The sequence below is a fragment of the Streptomyces sp. NPDC005004 genome, from assembly GCF_053600675.1.
The window spans coordinates 1-16,774 of the sequence record NZ_JBSGAH010000024.1 but is presented as its reverse complement, the minus strand read 5'-3'; the positions used below and the strand labels follow the sequence as shown (position 1 = coordinate 16,774).

General features: G+C 71.5%; 14 protein-coding genes. 11 read left to right on the top strand and 3 right to left on the bottom strand.

The annotated features are described in order from the left end of the window. Window positions 1-9: 9 nt before the first annotated feature. The 3 genes from ilvN to serA all read left to right on the top strand — a co-directional run bounded on the left by ilvN (window position 10) and on the right by serA (window position 3,677). Complete coding sequence (gene ilvN, locus ACWEEU_RS26925) at window positions 10-534, top strand: acetolactate synthase small subunit (protein WP_018544678.1); 525 nt, start codon at window positions 10-12, stop codon at window positions 532-534. 115 nt (window positions 535-649) lie between these two features. Beyond that, the gene (ilvC, locus tag ACWEEU_RS26920; protein ID WP_385744505.1) at window positions 650-1,648 is read left to right on the top strand and encodes a ketol-acid reductoisomerase; all 999 of its coding nucleotides are present in this window, start codon (window positions 650-652) and stop codon (window positions 1,646-1,648) included. A 439-nt stretch (window positions 1,649-2,087) separates the two neighbouring features. After that, on the top strand, window positions 2,088-3,677 hold the full coding sequence (serA, locus tag ACWEEU_RS26915; RefSeq protein WP_451735550.1) for a phosphoglycerate dehydrogenase: 1,590 nt from the start codon (window positions 2,088-2,090) through the stop codon (window positions 3,675-3,677). A gap of 74 nt (window positions 3,678-3,751) precedes the next feature. On the opposite strand, the gene ACWEEU_RS26910 is transcribed toward serA, so the two are convergent. Next, complete coding sequence (locus ACWEEU_RS26910; RefSeq protein WP_451735547.1) at window positions 3,752-5,362, bottom strand: MFS transporter; 1,611 nt, start codon at window positions 5,360-5,362, stop codon at window positions 3,752-3,754. Between the two features lie 96 nt (window positions 5,363-5,458). Between ACWEEU_RS26910 and ACWEEU_RS26905 the strand changes: the two genes are divergently transcribed. Then, a complete protein-coding gene (locus ACWEEU_RS26905; RefSeq protein ID WP_451735544.1) occupies window positions 5,459-6,028 on the top strand; it encodes a TetR/AcrR family transcriptional regulator in 570 nt (189 codons plus the stop codon). 2 nt (window positions 6,029-6,030) lie between these two features. Here ACWEEU_RS26905 and ACWEEU_RS26900 read toward each other — a convergent pair whose 3' ends face one another. Beyond that, window positions 6,031-7,269 carry a PucR family transcriptional regulator gene (locus ACWEEU_RS26900; protein WP_385746866.1) on the bottom strand — a complete coding sequence of 413 codons (1,239 nt, stop codon included), beginning with the start codon at window positions 7,267-7,269 and terminating at the stop codon, window positions 6,031-6,033. A 166-nt stretch (window positions 7,270-7,435) separates the two neighbouring features. On the opposite strand from ACWEEU_RS26900, the gene ACWEEU_RS26895 reads away from it, so the two are divergent. The 7 genes from ACWEEU_RS26895 to cimA all read left to right on the top strand — a co-directional run bounded on the left by ACWEEU_RS26895 (window position 7,436) and on the right by cimA (window position 15,915). Next, window positions 7,436-8,362, top strand: coding sequence for a proline dehydrogenase family protein (locus ACWEEU_RS26895; RefSeq protein ID WP_199585398.1), 927 nt, complete (start codon window positions 7,436-7,438; stop codon window positions 8,360-8,362). Between the two features lie 64 nt (window positions 8,363-8,426). Beyond that, complete coding sequence (gene pruA, locus ACWEEU_RS26890) at window positions 8,427-10,058, top strand: L-glutamate gamma-semialdehyde dehydrogenase (RefSeq protein WP_451735537.1); 1,632 nt, start codon at window positions 8,427-8,429, stop codon at window positions 10,056-10,058. A gap of 88 nt (window positions 10,059-10,146) precedes the next feature. Then, on the top strand, window positions 10,147-11,019 hold the full coding sequence (locus tag ACWEEU_RS26885; RefSeq protein ID WP_451735535.1) for an alpha/beta fold hydrolase: 873 nt from the start codon (window positions 10,147-10,149) through the stop codon (window positions 11,017-11,019). A gap of 242 nt (window positions 11,020-11,261) precedes the next feature. Further along, window positions 11,262-11,393: a hypothetical protein gene (locus ACWEEU_RS26880; protein WP_018544689.1), complete on the top strand. Its 132-nt coding sequence runs from the start codon at window positions 11,262-11,264 to the stop codon at window positions 11,391-11,393. A gap of 76 nt (window positions 11,394-11,469) precedes the next feature. Continuing rightward, complete coding sequence (locus ACWEEU_RS26875) at window positions 11,470-12,513, top strand: 3-isopropylmalate dehydrogenase (RefSeq protein WP_451735532.1); 1,044 nt, start codon at window positions 11,470-11,472, stop codon at window positions 12,511-12,513. A 316-nt stretch (window positions 12,514-12,829) separates the two neighbouring features. Continuing rightward, window positions 12,830-13,921, top strand: coding sequence for a branched-chain amino acid aminotransferase (locus ACWEEU_RS26870; RefSeq protein ID WP_451735529.1), 1,092 nt, complete (start codon window positions 12,830-12,832; stop codon window positions 13,919-13,921). 389 nt (window positions 13,922-14,310) lie between these two features. Continuing rightward, complete coding sequence (cimA, locus tag ACWEEU_RS26865) at window positions 14,311-15,915, top strand: citramalate synthase (RefSeq protein ID WP_385746854.1); 1,605 nt, start codon at window positions 14,311-14,313, stop codon at window positions 15,913-15,915. A 47-nt stretch (window positions 15,916-15,962) separates the two neighbouring features. Here cimA and ACWEEU_RS26860 read toward each other — a convergent pair whose 3' ends face one another. Next, entirely contained in the window at window positions 15,963-16,553 is a 591-nt protein-coding gene (locus ACWEEU_RS26860) for a GOLPH3/VPS74 family protein (protein ID WP_451735526.1), read from the bottom strand. Between the last annotated feature and the right edge of the window lie 221 nt (window positions 16,554-16,774).

Below are 16,774 nucleotides of genomic sequence, written 5' to 3'. Positions count from 1 at the left end.
TAAACGACCATGTCCAAGCACACGCTCTCCGTCCTGGTGGAGAACACCCCGGGCATCCTCGCCCGCATCGCCGCTCTCTTCTCCCGCCGCGGCTTCAACATCGACTCGCTCGCGGTGGGCGTCACCGAGCACCCCGACATCTCCCGCATCACCATCGTGGTCGGCGTCGAGGACCTGCCCCTCGAACAGGTGACCAAGCAGCTCAACAAGCTCGTCAACGTGCTGAAGATCGTCGAGCTGGAGCCCGGCCAGGCCGTCCAGCGCGAACTCGTCCTGGTGAAGGTCCGCGCCGACAACGAGACCCGCTCCCAGATCGTGGAGATCGTCCAGCTCTTCCGCGCCAAGACCGTCGACGTCTCCCCGGAGGCCGTCACCATCGAGGCCACCGGCTCGGGCGAGAAGCTGTCCGCCATGCTCAAGATGCTGGAGCCCTTCGGCATCAAGGAACTGGTCCAGTCCGGCACGATCGCCATCGGACGCGGCGCCCGTTCCATCACCGACCGCTCGCTGCGCGCCCTCGACCGCTCGGCGTGACCCCGGCCCGGTCGCCGCCGAAGAGGCGCGGCGACCGGATGCCGAGACCCCCAGACCTTCCGTCACCCCGCCGCAATACGGTGGGACGCACATCCGCACATCAAGGAGAGTTCCAGTGGCCGAGCTGTTCTACGACGACGACGCAGACCTGTCCATCATCCAGGGCCGCAAGGTCGCGGTCATCGGCTACGGCAGCCAGGGCCACGCCCACGCCCTGTCGCTGCGGGACTCGGGCGTCGACGTCCGCGTCGGCCTGCCCGAGACCTCCAAGTCCCGCGCCAAGGCCGAGGAGCAGGGCCTGCGCGTGGTCACCCCGGCCCAGGCCGCCGAAGAGGCCGACGTCATCATGATCCTGGTCCCGGACCCGATCCAGGCCCAGGTCTACGAGGAGTCCATCGCCCCGCACCTGAAGGACGGCGACGCGCTGTTCTTCGGCCACGGCTTCAACATCCGCTTCGGCTTCATCAAGCCCCCGGCGGGCGTCGACGTCTGCATGGTCGCCCCCAAGGGCCCGGGCCACCTGGTGCGCCGTCAGTACGAGGAGGGCCGCGGCGTCCCGTGCATCGTCGCGGTCGAGCAGGACGCCTCCGGCGACGGCTTCGCGCTGGCCCTGTCGTACGCCAAGGCCATCGGCGGCACCCGCGCCGGCGTCATCAAGACGACCTTCACCGAGGAGACCGAGACCGACCTCTTCGGCGAGCAGGCCGTGCTGTGCGGCGGCACCGCCGCGCTGGTCAAGGCGGGCTTCGAGACCCTGACCGAGGCGGGCTACCAGCCGGAGATCGCCTACTTCGAGTGCCTGCACGAGCTGAAGCTGATCGTCGACCTCATGTACGAGGGCGGCCTGGAGAAGATGCGCTGGTCCATCTCCGAGACCGCCGAGTGGGGCGACTACGTCACCGGCCCGCGCATCATCACGGACGCCACCAAGGCCGAGATGAAGCAGGTCCTCGCCGAGATCCAGGACGGCACCTTCGCCAAGAACTGGATGGACGAGTACCACGGCGGCCTGAAGAAGTACGACGAGTACAAGAAGCAGGACTCCGAGCACCTGCTGGAGACCACGGGCAAGCAGCTCCGCAAGCTGATGTCCTGGGTCGACGAAGAGGCGTGACGGACGGGCCCCGCGGCCGCGCTCCCCGCTCACCCGGGGCGCGCGGCCGCGGGGCCTCGCGCGGGGCCCCGCACCGAGCCGCGCGGGCGTCCCGTACAAAGCGGCGCTTCCCGTCCGGGTGATCCTTCCAACGAGGCAGACTCCGGCGCCGGTCGCGCTACTACACTGCAGCACTACATACGCGTCAGGCCCACAGTGTCGTGCGTCTTCCACGCGGCTTAGCGACACCGAGAAATTACCGGCACACCCCCGCGCCGCCCGGCACGCACTCCCGCCGCGCCGGCCAAAGGCACTGGTAGCCCCGCTACGAGGACCTTCGTCCGGCACACCGAGAGCACGCACCGAACGACGCGTGAGCGCACCGGGAATTTCCCGGCGCCGCTCCCCTCCGCCAGCGGCCGTCGGGACGGCCGTCCGCATTGGACTTGTGAGGACTCACGTGAGCTCGAAACCCGTCGTACTCATCGCTGAAGAGCTGTCGCCCGCGACCGTCGACGCACTCGGACCGGACTTCGAGATCCGGCACTGCAACGGAGCCGACCGGGCCGAACTGCTCCCCGCCATCGCCGACGTGGACGCGATCCTGATCCGTTCCGCCACGAAGGTCGACGCCGAGGCGATCGCCGCCGCCAGGAAGCTGAAGGTCGTCGCACGAGCCGGCGTCGGCCTGGACAACGTCGACGTCTCCGCCGCCACCAAGGCCGGCGTGATGGTGGTCAACGCCCCCACCTCCAACATCGTCACCGCCGCCGAGCTGGCCTGCGGTCTCCTCCTCGCCAGCGCGCGCAACATCCCGCAGGCCAACACCGCGCTGAAGAACGGCGAGTGGAAGCGCAGCAAGTACACCGGCGTCGAGCTGGCCGAGAAGACCCTCGGCGTCGTCGGCCTGGGCCGCATCGGCGCCCTGGTCGCGCAGCGCATGTCCGCCTTCGGCATGAAGGTCGTCGCCTACGACCCCTACGTGCAGCCCGCGCGGGCCGCGCAGATGGGCGTCAAGGTGCTGTCGCTGGACGAGCTGCTGGAGGTCTCCGACTTCATCACCGTCCACCTGCCCAAGACCCCCGAGACCCTCGGCCTGATCGGCGACGAGGCGCTGCGCAAGGTCAAGCCGAGCGTGCGGATCGTCAACGCCGCGCGCGGCGGCATCGTGGACGAGGCCGCGCTGTACGCGGCGCTCAAGGAGGGCCGCGTCGCGGGCGCCGGTCTCGACGTGTACACTAAGGAGCCGTGCACCGACTCCCCGCTCTTCGAGCTGGACCAGGTCGTCTGCACCCCGCACCTCGGCGCCTCCACCGACGAGGCCCAGGAGAAGGCGGGCATCGCGGTGGCCCGCTCGGTGCGCCTCGCGCTCGCCGGTGAGCTGGTCCCGGACGCGGTCAACGTCCAGGGCGGTGTCATCGCCGAGGACGTCAAGCCCGGACTGCCGCTGGCCGAGCGCCTCGGCCGCATCTTCACCGCCCTCGCGGGCGAGGTCGCGGTCCGCCTCGACGTCGAGGTCTACGGAGAGATCACCCAGCACGACGTGAAGGTGCTCGAGCTGTCCGCGCTCAAGGGCGTCTTCGAGGACGTGGTGGACGAGACGGTCTCCTACGTCAACGCGCCGCTGTTCGCGCAGGAACGCGGCGTCGAGGTCCGCCTCACCACCAGCTCCGAGTCGGCCGACCACCGCAACGTGGTCACCGTGCGCGGCACCCTCGCGGGCGGCGAGGAGGTCTCGGTCTCCGGCACCCTGGCCGGTCCCAAGCACGTCCAGAAGATCGTGGCCGTCGGGGAGTACGACGTCGACCTCGCGCTCGCCGAGCACATGGTCGTCCTGCGCTACGAGGACCGTCCCGGTGTCGTCGGCACCGTCGGCCGCGTCCTGGGCGAGGCGGGCATCAACATCGCCGGTATGCAGGTCGCCCGCGCGGCGGCGGGCGGCGAGGCGCTGGCCGTGCTGACCGTGGACGACACGGTCTCGCCGGCCACGCTGACCGAGCTGGCCGAGGAGATCGGGGCGACGTCCGCCCGGTCGGTGAACCTGGTCTGAGTACGTATGTGAAGACATGACGGAGCGCCGGGCGGACCGATCATCGGTTCCGCCCGGCGCTCCGCCGTTTCCCGCTACCGGGGGTCGAGCCGCCCCGCACCGGGCCGCTCCGCCTCGGTCTGCGAGTCGGGCCGCTCGGTGTCGGACTGCTCGATACCGGCCCGCTCCGTGTCGAGCCCGCGCAGCGTCACCGCCGCCCCCACCGCCGCGAGCGCCAGCACCGCCGCCCCGGTGACCGCCGCCGCGCACATCCCGTGCGTGAACGCCCCCCGCGCCGAGGCGAGCAGCGCCTCGCCGGTACGGCCGGGCAGCCGGGCGGCCGTGGCCAGGGCGCCGCCCAGGGTCTCGCGGGCCGGACCCGGCGCGTCCGAGGGCATCCCGTGCCGGTAGACGGCGGCGCCGACCGAGCCCAGGAACGCCATCCCGAGCGCCCCGCCCAGTTCCGTGGCCGTCTCCAGCAGCGAGGACGCGGTGCCCGCCCGCTCCGCCGGTGCGGCGCCCATCGCCATGTCCGTGAGCTGCGACATCACCATCACCGCGCCGGAGGCCAGGACCCCGGCGCCGACCAGGACCAGCCACAGCGAGTCGGTGCCGGTGAGCGCCAGCAGGACGTATCCGGCGGCGGAGACCGCGAACCCGGCGGCCACCACCCGGCCCCGGTCCGCGCCCCGGGCGACGAGCGCGGCGGTCACCGGCCCCGCCACTCCGATGAGCACCGAGGGCAGCAGGCTCCACAGCGCCGCCGAGAGCGGGCTCTTGCCGAGCACCGACTGGATGTACTGCGTGGTGTAGATGGCCGAGCCCAGCATCCCGAACGCGGACACCAGCGTCAGCACCACCGCCGGGGCGAAGCCGCGCCGCCGCAGCAGGGCGAGCGGTACCAGCGGCGCGGCGGCCGTGCGCTGGCGGTGGACGAAGAGCGCGGCGAAGAGCAGACCGACCGTCACCGAGACGACGTACAGCGGGTGCAGGCCCTCGGAGGGGATCTCCTTCAGGCCGTAGACCACGGGCAGGACGGCGGCCAGGGACAGTGGCACGCTCGGCCGGTCGAAGCGGCCCGCGGCCGTCTTCCGCGACTCGGGGAGCAGGACCGGGCCGAGCGCCAGCAGGAGAAGCATCGCGGGCAGGTTGACCAGGAAGACCGAGCCCCACCAGAAGTGCTCCACCAGGACCCCGCTCATCACCGAGCCCAGCGCGATGCCGCCGGTCATCACCCCGGACCACAGCCCGATCGCCTTCGTCCGCTCGGCGGGGTCGGTGAACATCGTGCGCAGCAGCGCCATGGTCGACGGCATCAGGGTCGCGCCGCCGACGCCGAGCACCGCGCGGGCCGCGATCAGGGTCGACGCGCTGTCGGCGTAGGCGGCGAGGACGGAGGCGGCGCCGAAGGCGGCGGCGCCCGTGAGCAGCAGCCGGCGGCTGCCGAAGCGGTCGCCGAGCGCGCCCATCGTCATCAGCAGCCCGGCCAGGACGAAGCCGTAGATGTCGAAGATCCAGAGCTGCTGGGTGCCGCTCGGACGGAGGTCGGCGCTGATCGCGGGGGTCGCGAAGTACAGCACAGAGACGTCCATCGAGACCAGGAGCAGCGGCAGCATCAGCACGCCCAGCGCGGTCCATTCGCGGCGTCCGGCGCGAACGGGCCTGTCCTGGGCGGGGGTTGGGGTGGTGCTCGTCGGATTCACCATGCCGGGAAATGTACGCACGTATTAAACGCTTGTCTAGAACGTTCGTATAATTCACGCGTCTAGGACGCTTGTATGGCTCCGGGTACGCTGGCCGGCATGGGACACCGTGAGGATCTGCTCGAAGGCGCCAAGCGCTGCCTGCTGGCGAAGGGCTTCGCCCGGACCACGGCGCGCGACATCGTGAAGGAGTCCGGCACCAACCTGGCCTCCATCGGCTACCACTACGGCTCCAAGGACGCCCTGCTGGCCCGGGCGTACGTGGCGCTCGTGGACGACGCCGGGGACACCTTCGGCGGAGCCGAGCCCGAGGGCGCCCCCGGCTCACTGGAGCGCTTCCGGTGGGTGTGGTCGAACATCGTCACCACCATGCGCGAGCCCGGATCGGTCTTCCGGCTCGGCATGGAGGTCATGACCATCGAACTGCCCGAAGTGCGCGAGTACCTGGCACGCGAACAGCGCGAGGGCGGCCGCGGTCTGATCGCCCTGCTCATGGGTGTCCCGGAGGAGGAGATCGGCGACGAGACCGCCGACACTCTCGGCCGCTTCTATCTGACCCTGATGACCGGCCTCATCGCCCAGTGGGCCTTCGACCCGCAGACCGCCCCGGACGGGAACGCGCTCACCGAGGGGCTCCGCCAGGTCGTCGAGGCCGCCGGAAAGGGCTGACCTCAGCCCAGCCGCGCCCGCTTCAGCGCCATGTGCAGCAGCAGCCGGTCCTCGCCGTCGTCCAGGTCGAGCCCGGTCAGCCGCTCCACCCGGGAGAGCCGGTAGTAGAGCGTCTGCCGGTGGATGCCCAGCTCGGCCGCCGCCCGCCCCGCCTGGCCCGCGCAGTCGAGGTACACCTCGGCGGTGCGGGCCAGTTCGTGCTGGGCGGGGGAGAGGAGCGGCAGCACCACCGGGTCCTGCACCACGCTCGGCGGCAGCGCGGTCAGCAGCCGGTACGGCCCGATCCCGCGCCACTGCGCGACCGGCCCGAATCTCGGCTCGGCCAGCGCCGCCCGCGCCGCGGCCGTCGCCTCCCGCCAGACGGCCCCCAGCTCCGCGATCCCGCTCCGGGGCTCACCGACGCCCACACCGACCCCGGTCCCGGATGCGCCCGCGCGGCCCCCGCCCTTCGCGCCCTCCGCCTCCTGCACCAGCCGCGCCGCCGCCGTCAGCGCCGGAGCCGTCACGTCCGTACTGCGCAGCCGCACCAGCACCGCGAGGCTCTGCCCGGTGGCGCCCCACGGCACCGTGCACAGCGCGGTCGCGTGCGGGACCGTACGCACCGAGGGGGCGTCGTCGGGGTCGGCCGAGGGCCAGGGGGCCAGGCAGACCACGGTGTGCGGGCCGTCCGCGCGCGGACCGAGCGCCGTCCGCAGCTCGGTCACCGCCATGTCCCGCTGCCAGCCCTCCTCGGCGGTCAGCACCGCCCGCAGCTCCCGGCCGAGCCCCGCCCCGGCCCGCGCCTCGTCCGCGAGCAGCGCGCCGATCCGGCCCGTCACCTGCATGGCGGCGGCGAGCTGCGCGTCGGTCGGACCGGGATCGTCGTCCAGCAGCCAGACATAGCCGAGGACGACACCCCGATGGCGTACCGGAAGGCAGATCCTTCCCCGGTACACGCCCGCCTCCGGAGTGGGCGGGATGCGCACCGGCGCCGTCGCCCGGGTGATGCCGAAGCCCTCGAACCACGCCCGCACCGCCGCCGTCGAGCGCCGGGTCAGGATCGAGCGGGCGCGCACCGGGTCCAGGGCCGTGGGATCGAGGTCGCCCTCGCTGTCGTACGCCCCGAAGGCGATCAGCTCGAAGTCCCGGCTCTCCAGGGTCGCCGGGGCGTCCAGCAGCTCCGAGATCTCGTCCACCAGCTCCTGGTAGTCGCCTCGGTGAAACGATCCGGTATCCGCCGCCACCCGGGCATTCTGCCGCATATCCGAGAGCCCTTCATACATCTGTCTGAGATCGGGGGAACGGATGCGTGACAGGTGTCGATGGTCGACCATCGAAGAGATCCTTAGGTTTCACGGTGGTTCTCCGCGCCGTTGCCGCATCGTCGGCCGACGGCCGGCTTGGTGCTTGTGCTGTTGGAGGTGCCCCGTGCTGGGTCCTGTGATTCTCGCCGCGTCGCGCAGCGACCGGATGCGCCGTCTCGTCACGGCGGCGCCCGTGACCAAGCAGGTCGTGGACCGCTTCATCCCCGGCGAGGGCGTGGACGACATCGTCCCGATCATCGAGGACCTGACCGCCCGGGGCCTCCAGCTCACGATGGACGTCGTGGGCGAGGACATCACCACCCCCGAGCAGGCGTACGCCGCCCGCGACGCCTACCTCGCGCTGATCGACCGCCTCGCGCTCCTGGAGCTGGGCGAGAAGGTCGAGATGTCGGTCAAGCTCTCCATGTTCGGCCAAGCGCTGGACGGCGGTCACGAGCTGGCCCTCGCCAACGTCCGCCCCGTCGTCGAGGCGGCCGCCGCCATCGGCACGACGGTGACGCTGGACGCCGAGGACCACACCACCCTCGACTCGATGTTCGCCATCCACGAGGAGCTGCGGAAGGACTTCCCGCAGACCGGCTGTGTCATCCAGGCCTACCTCTTCCGCACCGAGGCCGACGCCCGCCGCCTCGCCGCCGCGGGCAGCCGGGTGCGCCTGGTCAAGGGCGCCTACAAGGAGCCCGCCGAGGTCGCCTACCAGCAGAAGCACGAGATCGACAAGGCGTACGTGCGCGTCCTGCGGATCCTCATGGAGGGCGAGGGCTACCCGATGATCGGGTCGCACGACCCGCGCCTCATCGCCATCGCCCAGGAACTCGCCCACCGAGCCGGCCGTAAGCTCGACGAGTACGAGTTCCAGATGCTCTACGGCATCCGGAGCGAGGAGCACCTGCGGCTCGCCGCCGAGGGCCACCGGATGCGTGTCTACACCGCCTACGGCACCGACTGGTACGGCTACTTCATGCGCCGTCTCGCGGAGAAGCCGGCGAACCTGCGCTTCTTCCTGCGCTCGATGGTCAGCAAGGGCTGAACCCCCCCCACCCCGCTCGGCCGAGCCCCCCACCACCCGCTCACATCAAGGAGTTACGGATCACATGGACGCTGTGACCCAGGTCCCCGCCCCCGTCAACGAGCCGGTGCACGGCTACGCCCCCGGCTCGCCCGAGCGCGCCCGCCTGGAGGCCAAGCTCAAGGAGCTGGCCGAGAACCCGGTGGACCTGCCGATGACCATCGGCGGCGAGAAGCGGATGGGCGGCGGCGAGCCGTTCCAGGTCGTCCAGCCGCACAACCACAAGGCCGTCCTCGGCACCCTGCGCAACGCCACCCGCGAGGACGCCCAGGACGCGATCGACGCCGCCCTGGCCGCCGCCCCGGCCTGGCGCGCGATGTCCTTCGACGACCGCGCCGCGATCATCCTGCGCGCCGCCGAGCTGCTCTCCGGCCCCTGGCGCGAGACCATCGCCGCCTCCACCATGCTGGGCCAGTCCAAGACCGCCCAGCAGGCCGAGATCGACAGCCCCTGCGAGCTGGTCGACTTCTGGCGCTTCAACGTGCACTACGCCCGCCAGATCCTGGCCGAGCAGCCCCCGGCCAACTCCCCGGGCGTGTGGAACCGCATGGACCACCGCCCGCTGGAGGGCTTCGTCTACGCGATCACGCCGTTCAACTTCTCGGCCATCGCCGCCAACCTGCCCACCGCGCCCGCCCTCATGGGCAACGTGGTGGTCTGGAAGCCGTCCCCGACGCAGACCCACGCCGCCGTGCTGCTGATGCGCCTGCTGGAGGAGGCCGGGCTGCCCAAGGGCGTCATCAACCTGGTCACCGGTGACGGCATCGCCGTCTCCGAGGTCGCCCTGGCCCACCGCGACCTCGCCGGCATCCACTTCACCGGCTCGACCAAGACCTTCCAGTACCTGTGGAAGACGGTCGGCAACAACATCGAGAAGTACCGCGCCTACCCGCGCCTGGTCGGCGAGACCGGCGGCAAGGACTTCGTGGTCGCGCACCCCTCCGCCGACCGCGCGGTGCTCAAGACCGCGCTGACCCGAGGTGCCTTCGAGTACCAGGGCCAGAAGTGCTCGGCGACCTCCCGCGCCTACATCCCGGCCTCCATCTGGAACTCCGGCTTCAAGGAGGAGTTCGCGGCCGAGGTCGACGGCATCACCATGGGTGACGTCACCGACCTGTCGAACTTCATCGGCGCGGTCATCGACGAGCGCTCCTTCGCCAAGAACAAGGCCGCCATCGACCGCGCCGCCGAGGACCCCACCTGCACGATCGTGGCGGGCGGCTCCTACGACGACTCGGTGGGCTACTTCGTCCGCCCGACCGTCATCGAGTGCACCGACCCGGAGAACGAGGTCTTCCGCACCGAGTACTTCGGCCCGATCCTCGGCGTGTACGTCTACGACGACGAGAAGTACGACGAGATGCTGACCCAGATGGAGTCGGTCTCGGACTACGCCCTCACCGGCTCGGTCATCGCCAACGACCGCGCGGCTGCGGCGTACACGATGGAGAAGCTCCGCTACGCGGCGGGCAACTTCTACATCAACGACAAGTCCACCGGCGCCGTCGTCGGCCAGCAGCCCTTCGGCGGCGGCCGCGCCTCCGGCACGGACGACAAGGCCGGCGCCCCGCAGAACCTGATGCGCTGGACCCTGACCCGCGCCATCAAGGAGACCCTGGTGCCGCCGACCGAGTACGGCTACCCGCACATGGGCTGACGCTCCCCGCGGAACGGCCCGGGAGTCCTCGACCACGAGTCGGGATCTCCCGGGCCGTTCCCGTACCCGGTTCCCCCACACTGGCTCCATGACGGTGAGGACCGACGACGGCATACGGCTCTGGGCCGTCCGGACCGCCGGCCCCGGTGACCCGCTGGTGCTGTGCCACGGCGGGCCGGGCCTGTGGGACATGTTCGGCGACGTCGCCGAACTCCTGGCCGGGGCGCTCCCCGTGATCCGCTGGGACCAGCGCGGCTGCGGGCGGTCCGAGCCGTGCGACGGCCCGTGGACCACCGCGCGCTTCGTCGCCGACCTGGACGCTGTACGACGGCACTTCGGGCTGGAGCGCATGGCGTTGCTCGGCCACTCCTGGGGCGCCCAGCTCGCGCTGAGCTACGCGCTGGCGCACCCGGAGCGGGTGAGCACCCTGATCTACGTCTCGGGCACCGGCATCGGACCTGACCGCGACTGGCACCCGGCCTACCGAGCGGCGTTCCTGGCGCGCCTCGGCGACCACCCCGAACGCGACGCCCGCTGGCGGGAGTTGTCCGGCGCGGTCGAGCGCACCGCTGAGGAGGACCGGGAGCTGGCCGTGCTGCGCTGGTCGGCCGAGTTCGAGGACCGCGAGCGCGCGCTGGAGCTCGCCGGACGCATGGCCGAGCCCTGGTTCGGTGTCAACACCCGCTGCAACAAGGCCCTCGACCACGAGCGCACGCATGGCTGGGGCACCCCCGCGCTGTACGCCGCGTGCCGCCGCCTCGACGTGCGCGCCCTGATCGTCGACGGCGCCCGGGACATCCGTCCCCGCTCCGCGGTCGACTCCCTTGCCGCCGCGCTGCCCGGGTCCGTCCGGGTGACGCTGCCCGGTGCGGGCCACCAGCCCTGGACCGAGGACCCCGGAGGTTTCCGGGACGCCGTACTCGACGCGCTCCGGCCCGACCACGGTGGCGGGGAGATATGAGCAGGTCAGGGCCGGTCGAGGCGACGCGCCGTCTCAGATAGTAGGAAGTCCGAGTAATTGGGCAGACAGGCGCGGGCCGGTCCCTTAGCTTGGGATGAGCCGAACGACTCGCTCCATCAGCGAACGGCGGTCGTGAGCCGCGCCCCGTGCAGGCAATCCCTGCGGCGCCCGCTCTCCGCCCCTTCCGGCGTCTCACCGTTCATGCCGCCGTGCTCCCAGCCTGCCGAAGGAGTCGATTTCCCATGGCCGAGACGACCGTCCGCCGCCGAGTCCGCCACACCTCCCGTACGAACGAGACCGACCGCGCCCAGGCCGCCGCCGCGCTCCAGCGCGCCCTCGACCGCCGGGACAACGGCGGAGAGACCGGCCACTGAGCCGTACGAAGTGCCAGCCTGTCCGTATCGCGGACAGTCCGTGTCATCACCTGGGACGCCGGAGTAGGGTGCCGACATGTCTCGCAGCATCGATCTCGCAGTGATCCCGGGTGACGGCATCGGCCAGGAGGTCGTGGCCGAAGGTCTCAAGGTCCTCTCCGCCGTCCTCCCGGAGGACGTGAAGCTGGAGACGACGGAGTACGACTTCGGCGCCCGGCGCTACCACGCCACCGGGGAGACCCTCACCGACGCCGACCTCGACTCCCTCAAGGGTCACGACGCCATCCTGCTCGGCGCGATCGGCGACCCCAGCGTCCCGTCCGGCGTCCTGGAGCGCGGCTTCCTGCTCAGGCTCCGGTTCGCCTTCGACCACCACGTGAACCTGCGCCCCTCCAAGCTGCTCCCCGGCGTCGAAACCCCGCTCGCCGGACAGCCGGAGATCGACTTCGTGGTGGTCCGCGAGGGCACCGAGGGCCCCTACACGGGCAACGGCGGCACCATCCGCACCGGCACCCCGCACGAGGTCGCCACCGAGGTCTCCGTGAACACCGCCTACGGCGTCGAGCGCGTCGTCCGCGACGCCTTCGCCCGCGCCCAGGCCCGCCCGCGCAAGAAGCTCACCCTGGTCCACAAGAACAACGTGCTGACCTTCGCCGGGCACCTGTGGACCAACATCTTCAACCAGGTGGCCGAGGAGTACCCCGAGGTCACCACCGAGTACGTCCACGTCGACGCGGCCACCATCTACCTGGTCACCCAGCCCGAGCGCTTCGACGTGATCGTCACCGACAACCTGTTCGGCGACATCATCACCGACCTCGCCGCGGCCGTGTCGGGCGGCATCGGCGTCGCGGCCTCCGGCAACATCAACCCGAGCCGGCAGTTCCCGTCGATGTTCGAGCCAGTCCACGGCTCGGCCCCGGACATCGCCGGACAGGGCAAGGCGGACCCCACCGCCACGGTCCTCTCCGTGGCCCTCCTGCTGCGCCACCTCGGCTACGAGGCCGAGGCCGACCGTCTCGACGCGGCCGTCGCCGCCGACCTCACCGCCCGTGTGGGCGGTCCCGCCCGCTCCACCGCCGAGATCGGCGACGCGCTCGTAGCGGGCGTAACCGGCTGACCCGCCGGGCCCCGCGAGGGCCGCCGGGTCGCGTCCAGCGCCCGGCGGCCCTTTGCCGTGCGCCGCCACGGTGCCACCATCAACCCCTGGGCCGCATTCACCCCGATTCCTTCCGGCTCCGCCTCCGCGCGATAATCGAACGCGGAGCCGCGGTATGAGGGAATGCTCGGACGTCCTCACACCGGCCCCCGGCCGGTGCGGGCGGCGTGAGCGCGGCCCGCCACGACCGGTGCTGCGTTTCCGCCGGGGGCGACCCCGGTCCGGCCGAAAGGCCGCAAGCCGCCCCGACCCGCCAGGAAGAGAAGGATTCCCGCTCATGACGACGCCCACGATCGAGCTCAAGCCCTCCGCCCACCCGCTCGCCGCCGCCGAGCGCGAGGCGATCCTGGCCAACCCCGGTTTCGGCCGCCACTTCACCGACCACATGGTGACCATCCGGTGGACCGAGGGCCGCGGCTGGCACGACGGCCAGCTCGTCCCGTACGCCGCCATCCCGCTCGACCCGGCGACCAACGTCCTGCACTACGCGCAGGAGATCTTCGAGGGACTGAAGGCGTACCGCCGCCCCGACGGTTCGGTCGCCACCTTCCGTCCCGAGCAGAACGCCCGTCGCTTCCAGCGCTCCGCGCACCGTCTCGGTATGCCCGAGCTGCCCGTCGAGACCTTCGTCGAGGCCTGTGACGCGCTGGTCTCGCAGGACAAGGAGTGGGTGCCCGCGCACGGCGGCGAGGAGTCCCTCTACCTGCGCCCCTTCATGATCGGCACCGAGGTCGGCCTGGGCGTGAAGCCGTCCAACGAGTACCTGTTCATCGTGATCGCCTCCCCGGCCGGCGCCTACTTCAAGGGCGGCGTGAAGCCCGTCTCCATCTGGGCCTCCGAGGACCGCGTCCGCGCCGTCCCCGGCGGCATGGGCGACGCCAAGACCGGCGGCAACTACGCCGCCTCCCTGCTCGCGCAGGCCGAGGCCGCCGCCAAGGGCTGCGACCAGGTCTGCTACCTCGACGCCGTCGAGCACAAGTGGGTCGAGGAACTGGGCGGCATGAACCTGTTCTTCGTCTACGGAAACAAGATCGTCACCCCCGCCCTGACCGGCTCCATCCTGGAGGGCGTCACCCGCGACTCCCTGCTGACCGTCGCCCGGGATCTCGGATACGAGGCCGAGGAGGGCCGCATCTCCGTCGACCAGTGGCAGCGCGACACGGAGAACGGCACCCTCACCGAGGTCTTCGCCTGCGGCACCGCCGCCGTGATCACCCCGGTCGGCACGGTCAAGCGCGAAGGCGCCGAGTGGAAGCAGGGCGACGGCGAGCCCGGCGAGGTCACCCTCCGCCTGCGCGAGGCGCTCCTCGACCTCCAGCGCGGCATCACCGAGGACAGGCACGGCTGGATGCACGAGCTGGCCAAGTAGGAGCGAGCCGTACCAGCCCGGCCACCGCCGACAGGAAAGCGCCCCGGACCTCCGCAGGTCCGGGGCGCTTCCGCACGCACCGTTGTGGACGCACCCGCCCGCATACTGAGACGGCCAGTGGACGGTGGACGTTCTGTGCCAGACTGCCCCCGTGTTCTCGCTCTCCATGATTATGGGCAGCAGGCGCGCCGGTCCGCAGTGACCACCTCGTACGACCACGTGCGGGTGGCACCGTCGTCCTCGACCCGCGCGCAGACCTCTCGCACCCGCGAGAGGTTTTTTCGTTTTCGGCCCACCCACGGCCGGTGACGGAGCGCGAGGGAAACTGGGGGGAACGGTGGAGCCGGTCATTCCGGTAAGACCGACATCACAACAGGAGCCTTGAGACCATGACCGCAACCAGCGAGCTCGACGATTCCTTCCACGTCTTCGACACCACGCTGCGCGACGGCGCGCAGCGCGAGGGCATCAACCTCACCGTCGCGGACAAGCTGGCCATCGCACGGCACCTGGACGACTTCGGCGTGGGCTTCATCGAGGGCGGCTGGCCCGGCGCCAACCCGCGCGACACCGAGTTCTTCGCCCGCGCCGCCAAAGAGCTGGACCTGAGAAACGCACGGCTCGTCGCCTTCGGCGCCACCCGCCGCGCCGGCGCCAAGGCCGCCGACGACCCGCAGGTCAGGGCCCTGCTGGAGTCGGGCGCCCCGGTCGTCACGCTGGTCGCCAAGGCCCACGACCGGCACGTCGAACTCGCCCTGCGCACCACGCTCGACGAGAACCTGGAGATGGTCCGTGACACCGTCGCCCACCTCCGCGCCGAGGGCCGCCGGGTCTTCGTGGACTGTGAGCACTTCTTCGACGGCTACCGCGCCAACCCCGAGTACGCCAAGGCCGTCGTACGGACCGCCGCCGAGGCCGGCGCCGACGTGGTCGTCCTGTGCGACACCAACGGCGGGATGCTCCCGGCGCAGATCGGCGCCGTCGTCTCCACCGTGCTCGCCGACACCGGCGCCCGGCTCGGCATCCACGCCCAGGACGACACCGGCTGCGCGGTCGCCAACACCCTCGCCGCCGTCGACGCGGGCGCGACCCACGTCCAGTGCACGGCGAACGGCTACGGCGAGCGGGTCGGCAACGCCAACCTCTTCCCGGTCGTGGCCGCGCTGGAGCTGAAGTACGGCAAGAAGGTGCTGCCCGACGGGGCGCTGCGCGAGACGACCCGTATCTCGCACGCCATCGCCGAGGTCGTCAACCTCACCCCCTCCACCCACCAGCCCTACGTCGGCGTCTCCGCCTTCGCCCACAAGGCCGGGCTGCACGCCTCCGCCATCAAGGTCGACCCCGACCTCTACCAGCACATCGACCCCGAGCAGGTCGGCAACACCATGCGGATGCTGGTCTCCGACATGGCGGGCCGCGCCTCCATCGAGCTGAAGGGCCGCGAACTCGGCGTCGACCTCGGCGGCAATCGCGAACTGGTCGGCCGGGTGGTCGAGCGGGTCAAGGAACGCGAACTGGCGGGCTACACCTACGAGGCCGCCGACGCCTCCTTCGAACTGCTGCTGCGCGCCGAGGCCCAGGGCGGCCCGCTGAAGTACTTCGACGTGGAGTCCTGGCGGGCCATCGTGGAGGACCGCCCCGACGGCACCCACGCCAACGAGGCCACCGTGAAGCTGTGGGCCAAGGGCGAGCGCATCGTCGCCACCGCCGAGGGCAACGGCCCGGTCAACGCCCTCGACCGGGCGCTGCGCGTGGCCCTGGAGAAGATCTACCCGCAGCTCGCCAAGCTGGAGCTGGTGGACTACAAGGTCCGCATCCTGGAGGGCAAGCACGGCACCTCCTCCACGACCCGCGTGCTGATCTCCACGGGCGACGGCGCGGGGGAGTGGTCCACGGTCGGCGTCGCGGAGAACGTCATCGCCGCCTCCTGGCAGGCGCTGGAGGACGCCTACACCTACGGCCTGCTGCGCGCGGGCGTGGAACCGGCCGAGTAGAGCACGAGCGGAGCCGGGCGAGGCCCGGTCACCGGGTGCGGCGGCGGTCAGGGGGCGCGCCAGACGTTGTCGAACGCGTCCTCCTCGATCCGCCGCCGCTGCCGTACCGCCTCCAGCTCGGTGAGCGCCTCGCCGACGGTGGCCAGCACGAGCGCCACCCGGTCGTCCTCCGGGTTCTCCTCCGTGCCGCCCTTCACGCCGGGCTCCCCGATGCCCAGCTCCGCCGCGAGCCCGGTCAGCACGGGCTCCCGTACGGCCCAGCGCTCGGCCGCCCGGCGCCGCTCGGCGGAGTCCGCCGGCTCGGGCCGCCGGAACAGATGCCGCAGCCCGGACCCGCTCGGCTCCAGCGCGTTGGTGTAGATGGCGGCGAGTCCGTCGCCCCGCCGCCACAGCCAGTCCTGCACCGACTCGTACGGCTCCTCGCGCACCAGCGCCCCGGCCGCCTCGTCCAGCAGCCGGTCCCCGGTCAGGTGCCCGGAGACCGGCACGATCCGGTCCTCCCGCAGCTCGGCCACTCCCGCCCCGAGCAGATCCAGCAGCTCGGCTCCCGCCAGCGCCAGCGACAGGTCCCCGCGCTCCACGGGTCGGTCGGCGCGGACGTCGAGCACGACGAACAGCAGATCCTGCGGTGTGGTCATCTCGGGCTCCCGGTCAGGAGGGGTGATACGGGCCGCGTACCACCGCCATCCTGCCGGGAAACCCGCCGCACGGCCGTGCGGACCAGCCGTACGCCCCAGTGCCTGTCTGACACTTCTCGTCCGCCGCGCGGCGCCATGCACGCACTCTCGCCGCGCCGGCCCCAGGCCCCGGTACGTCCAGTACGGGGGCCTGGGGCCGACACGCCGAGAGCACGCACCTG

Bases quoted from the DNA above. Each gene is read 5' to 3' on its own strand.
- cimA (WP_385746854.1), top strand. From the start codon at position 14,311: ATGACCGCAACCAGCGAGCTCGACGATTCCTTCCACGTCTTCGACACC.
- ACWEEU_RS26880 (WP_018544689.1), top strand. From the start codon at position 11,262: ATGGCCGAGACGACCGTCCGCCGCCGAGTCCGCCACACCTCCCGTACG.
- pruA (WP_451735537.1), top strand. From the start codon at position 8,427: ATGGACGCTGTGACCCAGGTCCCCGCCCCCGTCAACGAGCCGGTGCAC.
- ilvN (WP_018544678.1), top strand. From the start codon at position 10: ATGTCCAAGCACACGCTCTCCGTCCTGGTGGAGAACACCCCGGGCATC.
- ACWEEU_RS26900 (WP_385746866.1), bottom strand. From the start codon at position 7,269: ATGCGGCAGAATGCCCGGGTGGCGGCGGATACCGGATCGTTTCACCGA.
- ACWEEU_RS26875 (WP_451735532.1), top strand. From the start codon at position 11,470: ATGTCTCGCAGCATCGATCTCGCAGTGATCCCGGGTGACGGCATCGGC.
- ACWEEU_RS26910 (WP_451735547.1), bottom strand. From the start codon at position 5,362: ATGGTGAATCCGACGAGCACCACCCCAACCCCCGCCCAGGACAGGCCC.
- ACWEEU_RS26870 (WP_451735529.1), top strand. From the start codon at position 12,830: ATGACGACGCCCACGATCGAGCTCAAGCCCTCCGCCCACCCGCTCGCC.
- ACWEEU_RS26860 (WP_451735526.1), bottom strand. From the start codon at position 16,553: ATGACCACACCGCAGGATCTGCTGTTCGTCGTGCTCGACGTCCGCGCC.
- ACWEEU_RS26905 (WP_451735544.1), top strand. From the start codon at position 5,459: ATGGGACACCGTGAGGATCTGCTCGAAGGCGCCAAGCGCTGCCTGCTG.
- ACWEEU_RS26885 (WP_451735535.1), top strand. From the start codon at position 10,147: ATGACGGTGAGGACCGACGACGGCATACGGCTCTGGGCCGTCCGGACC.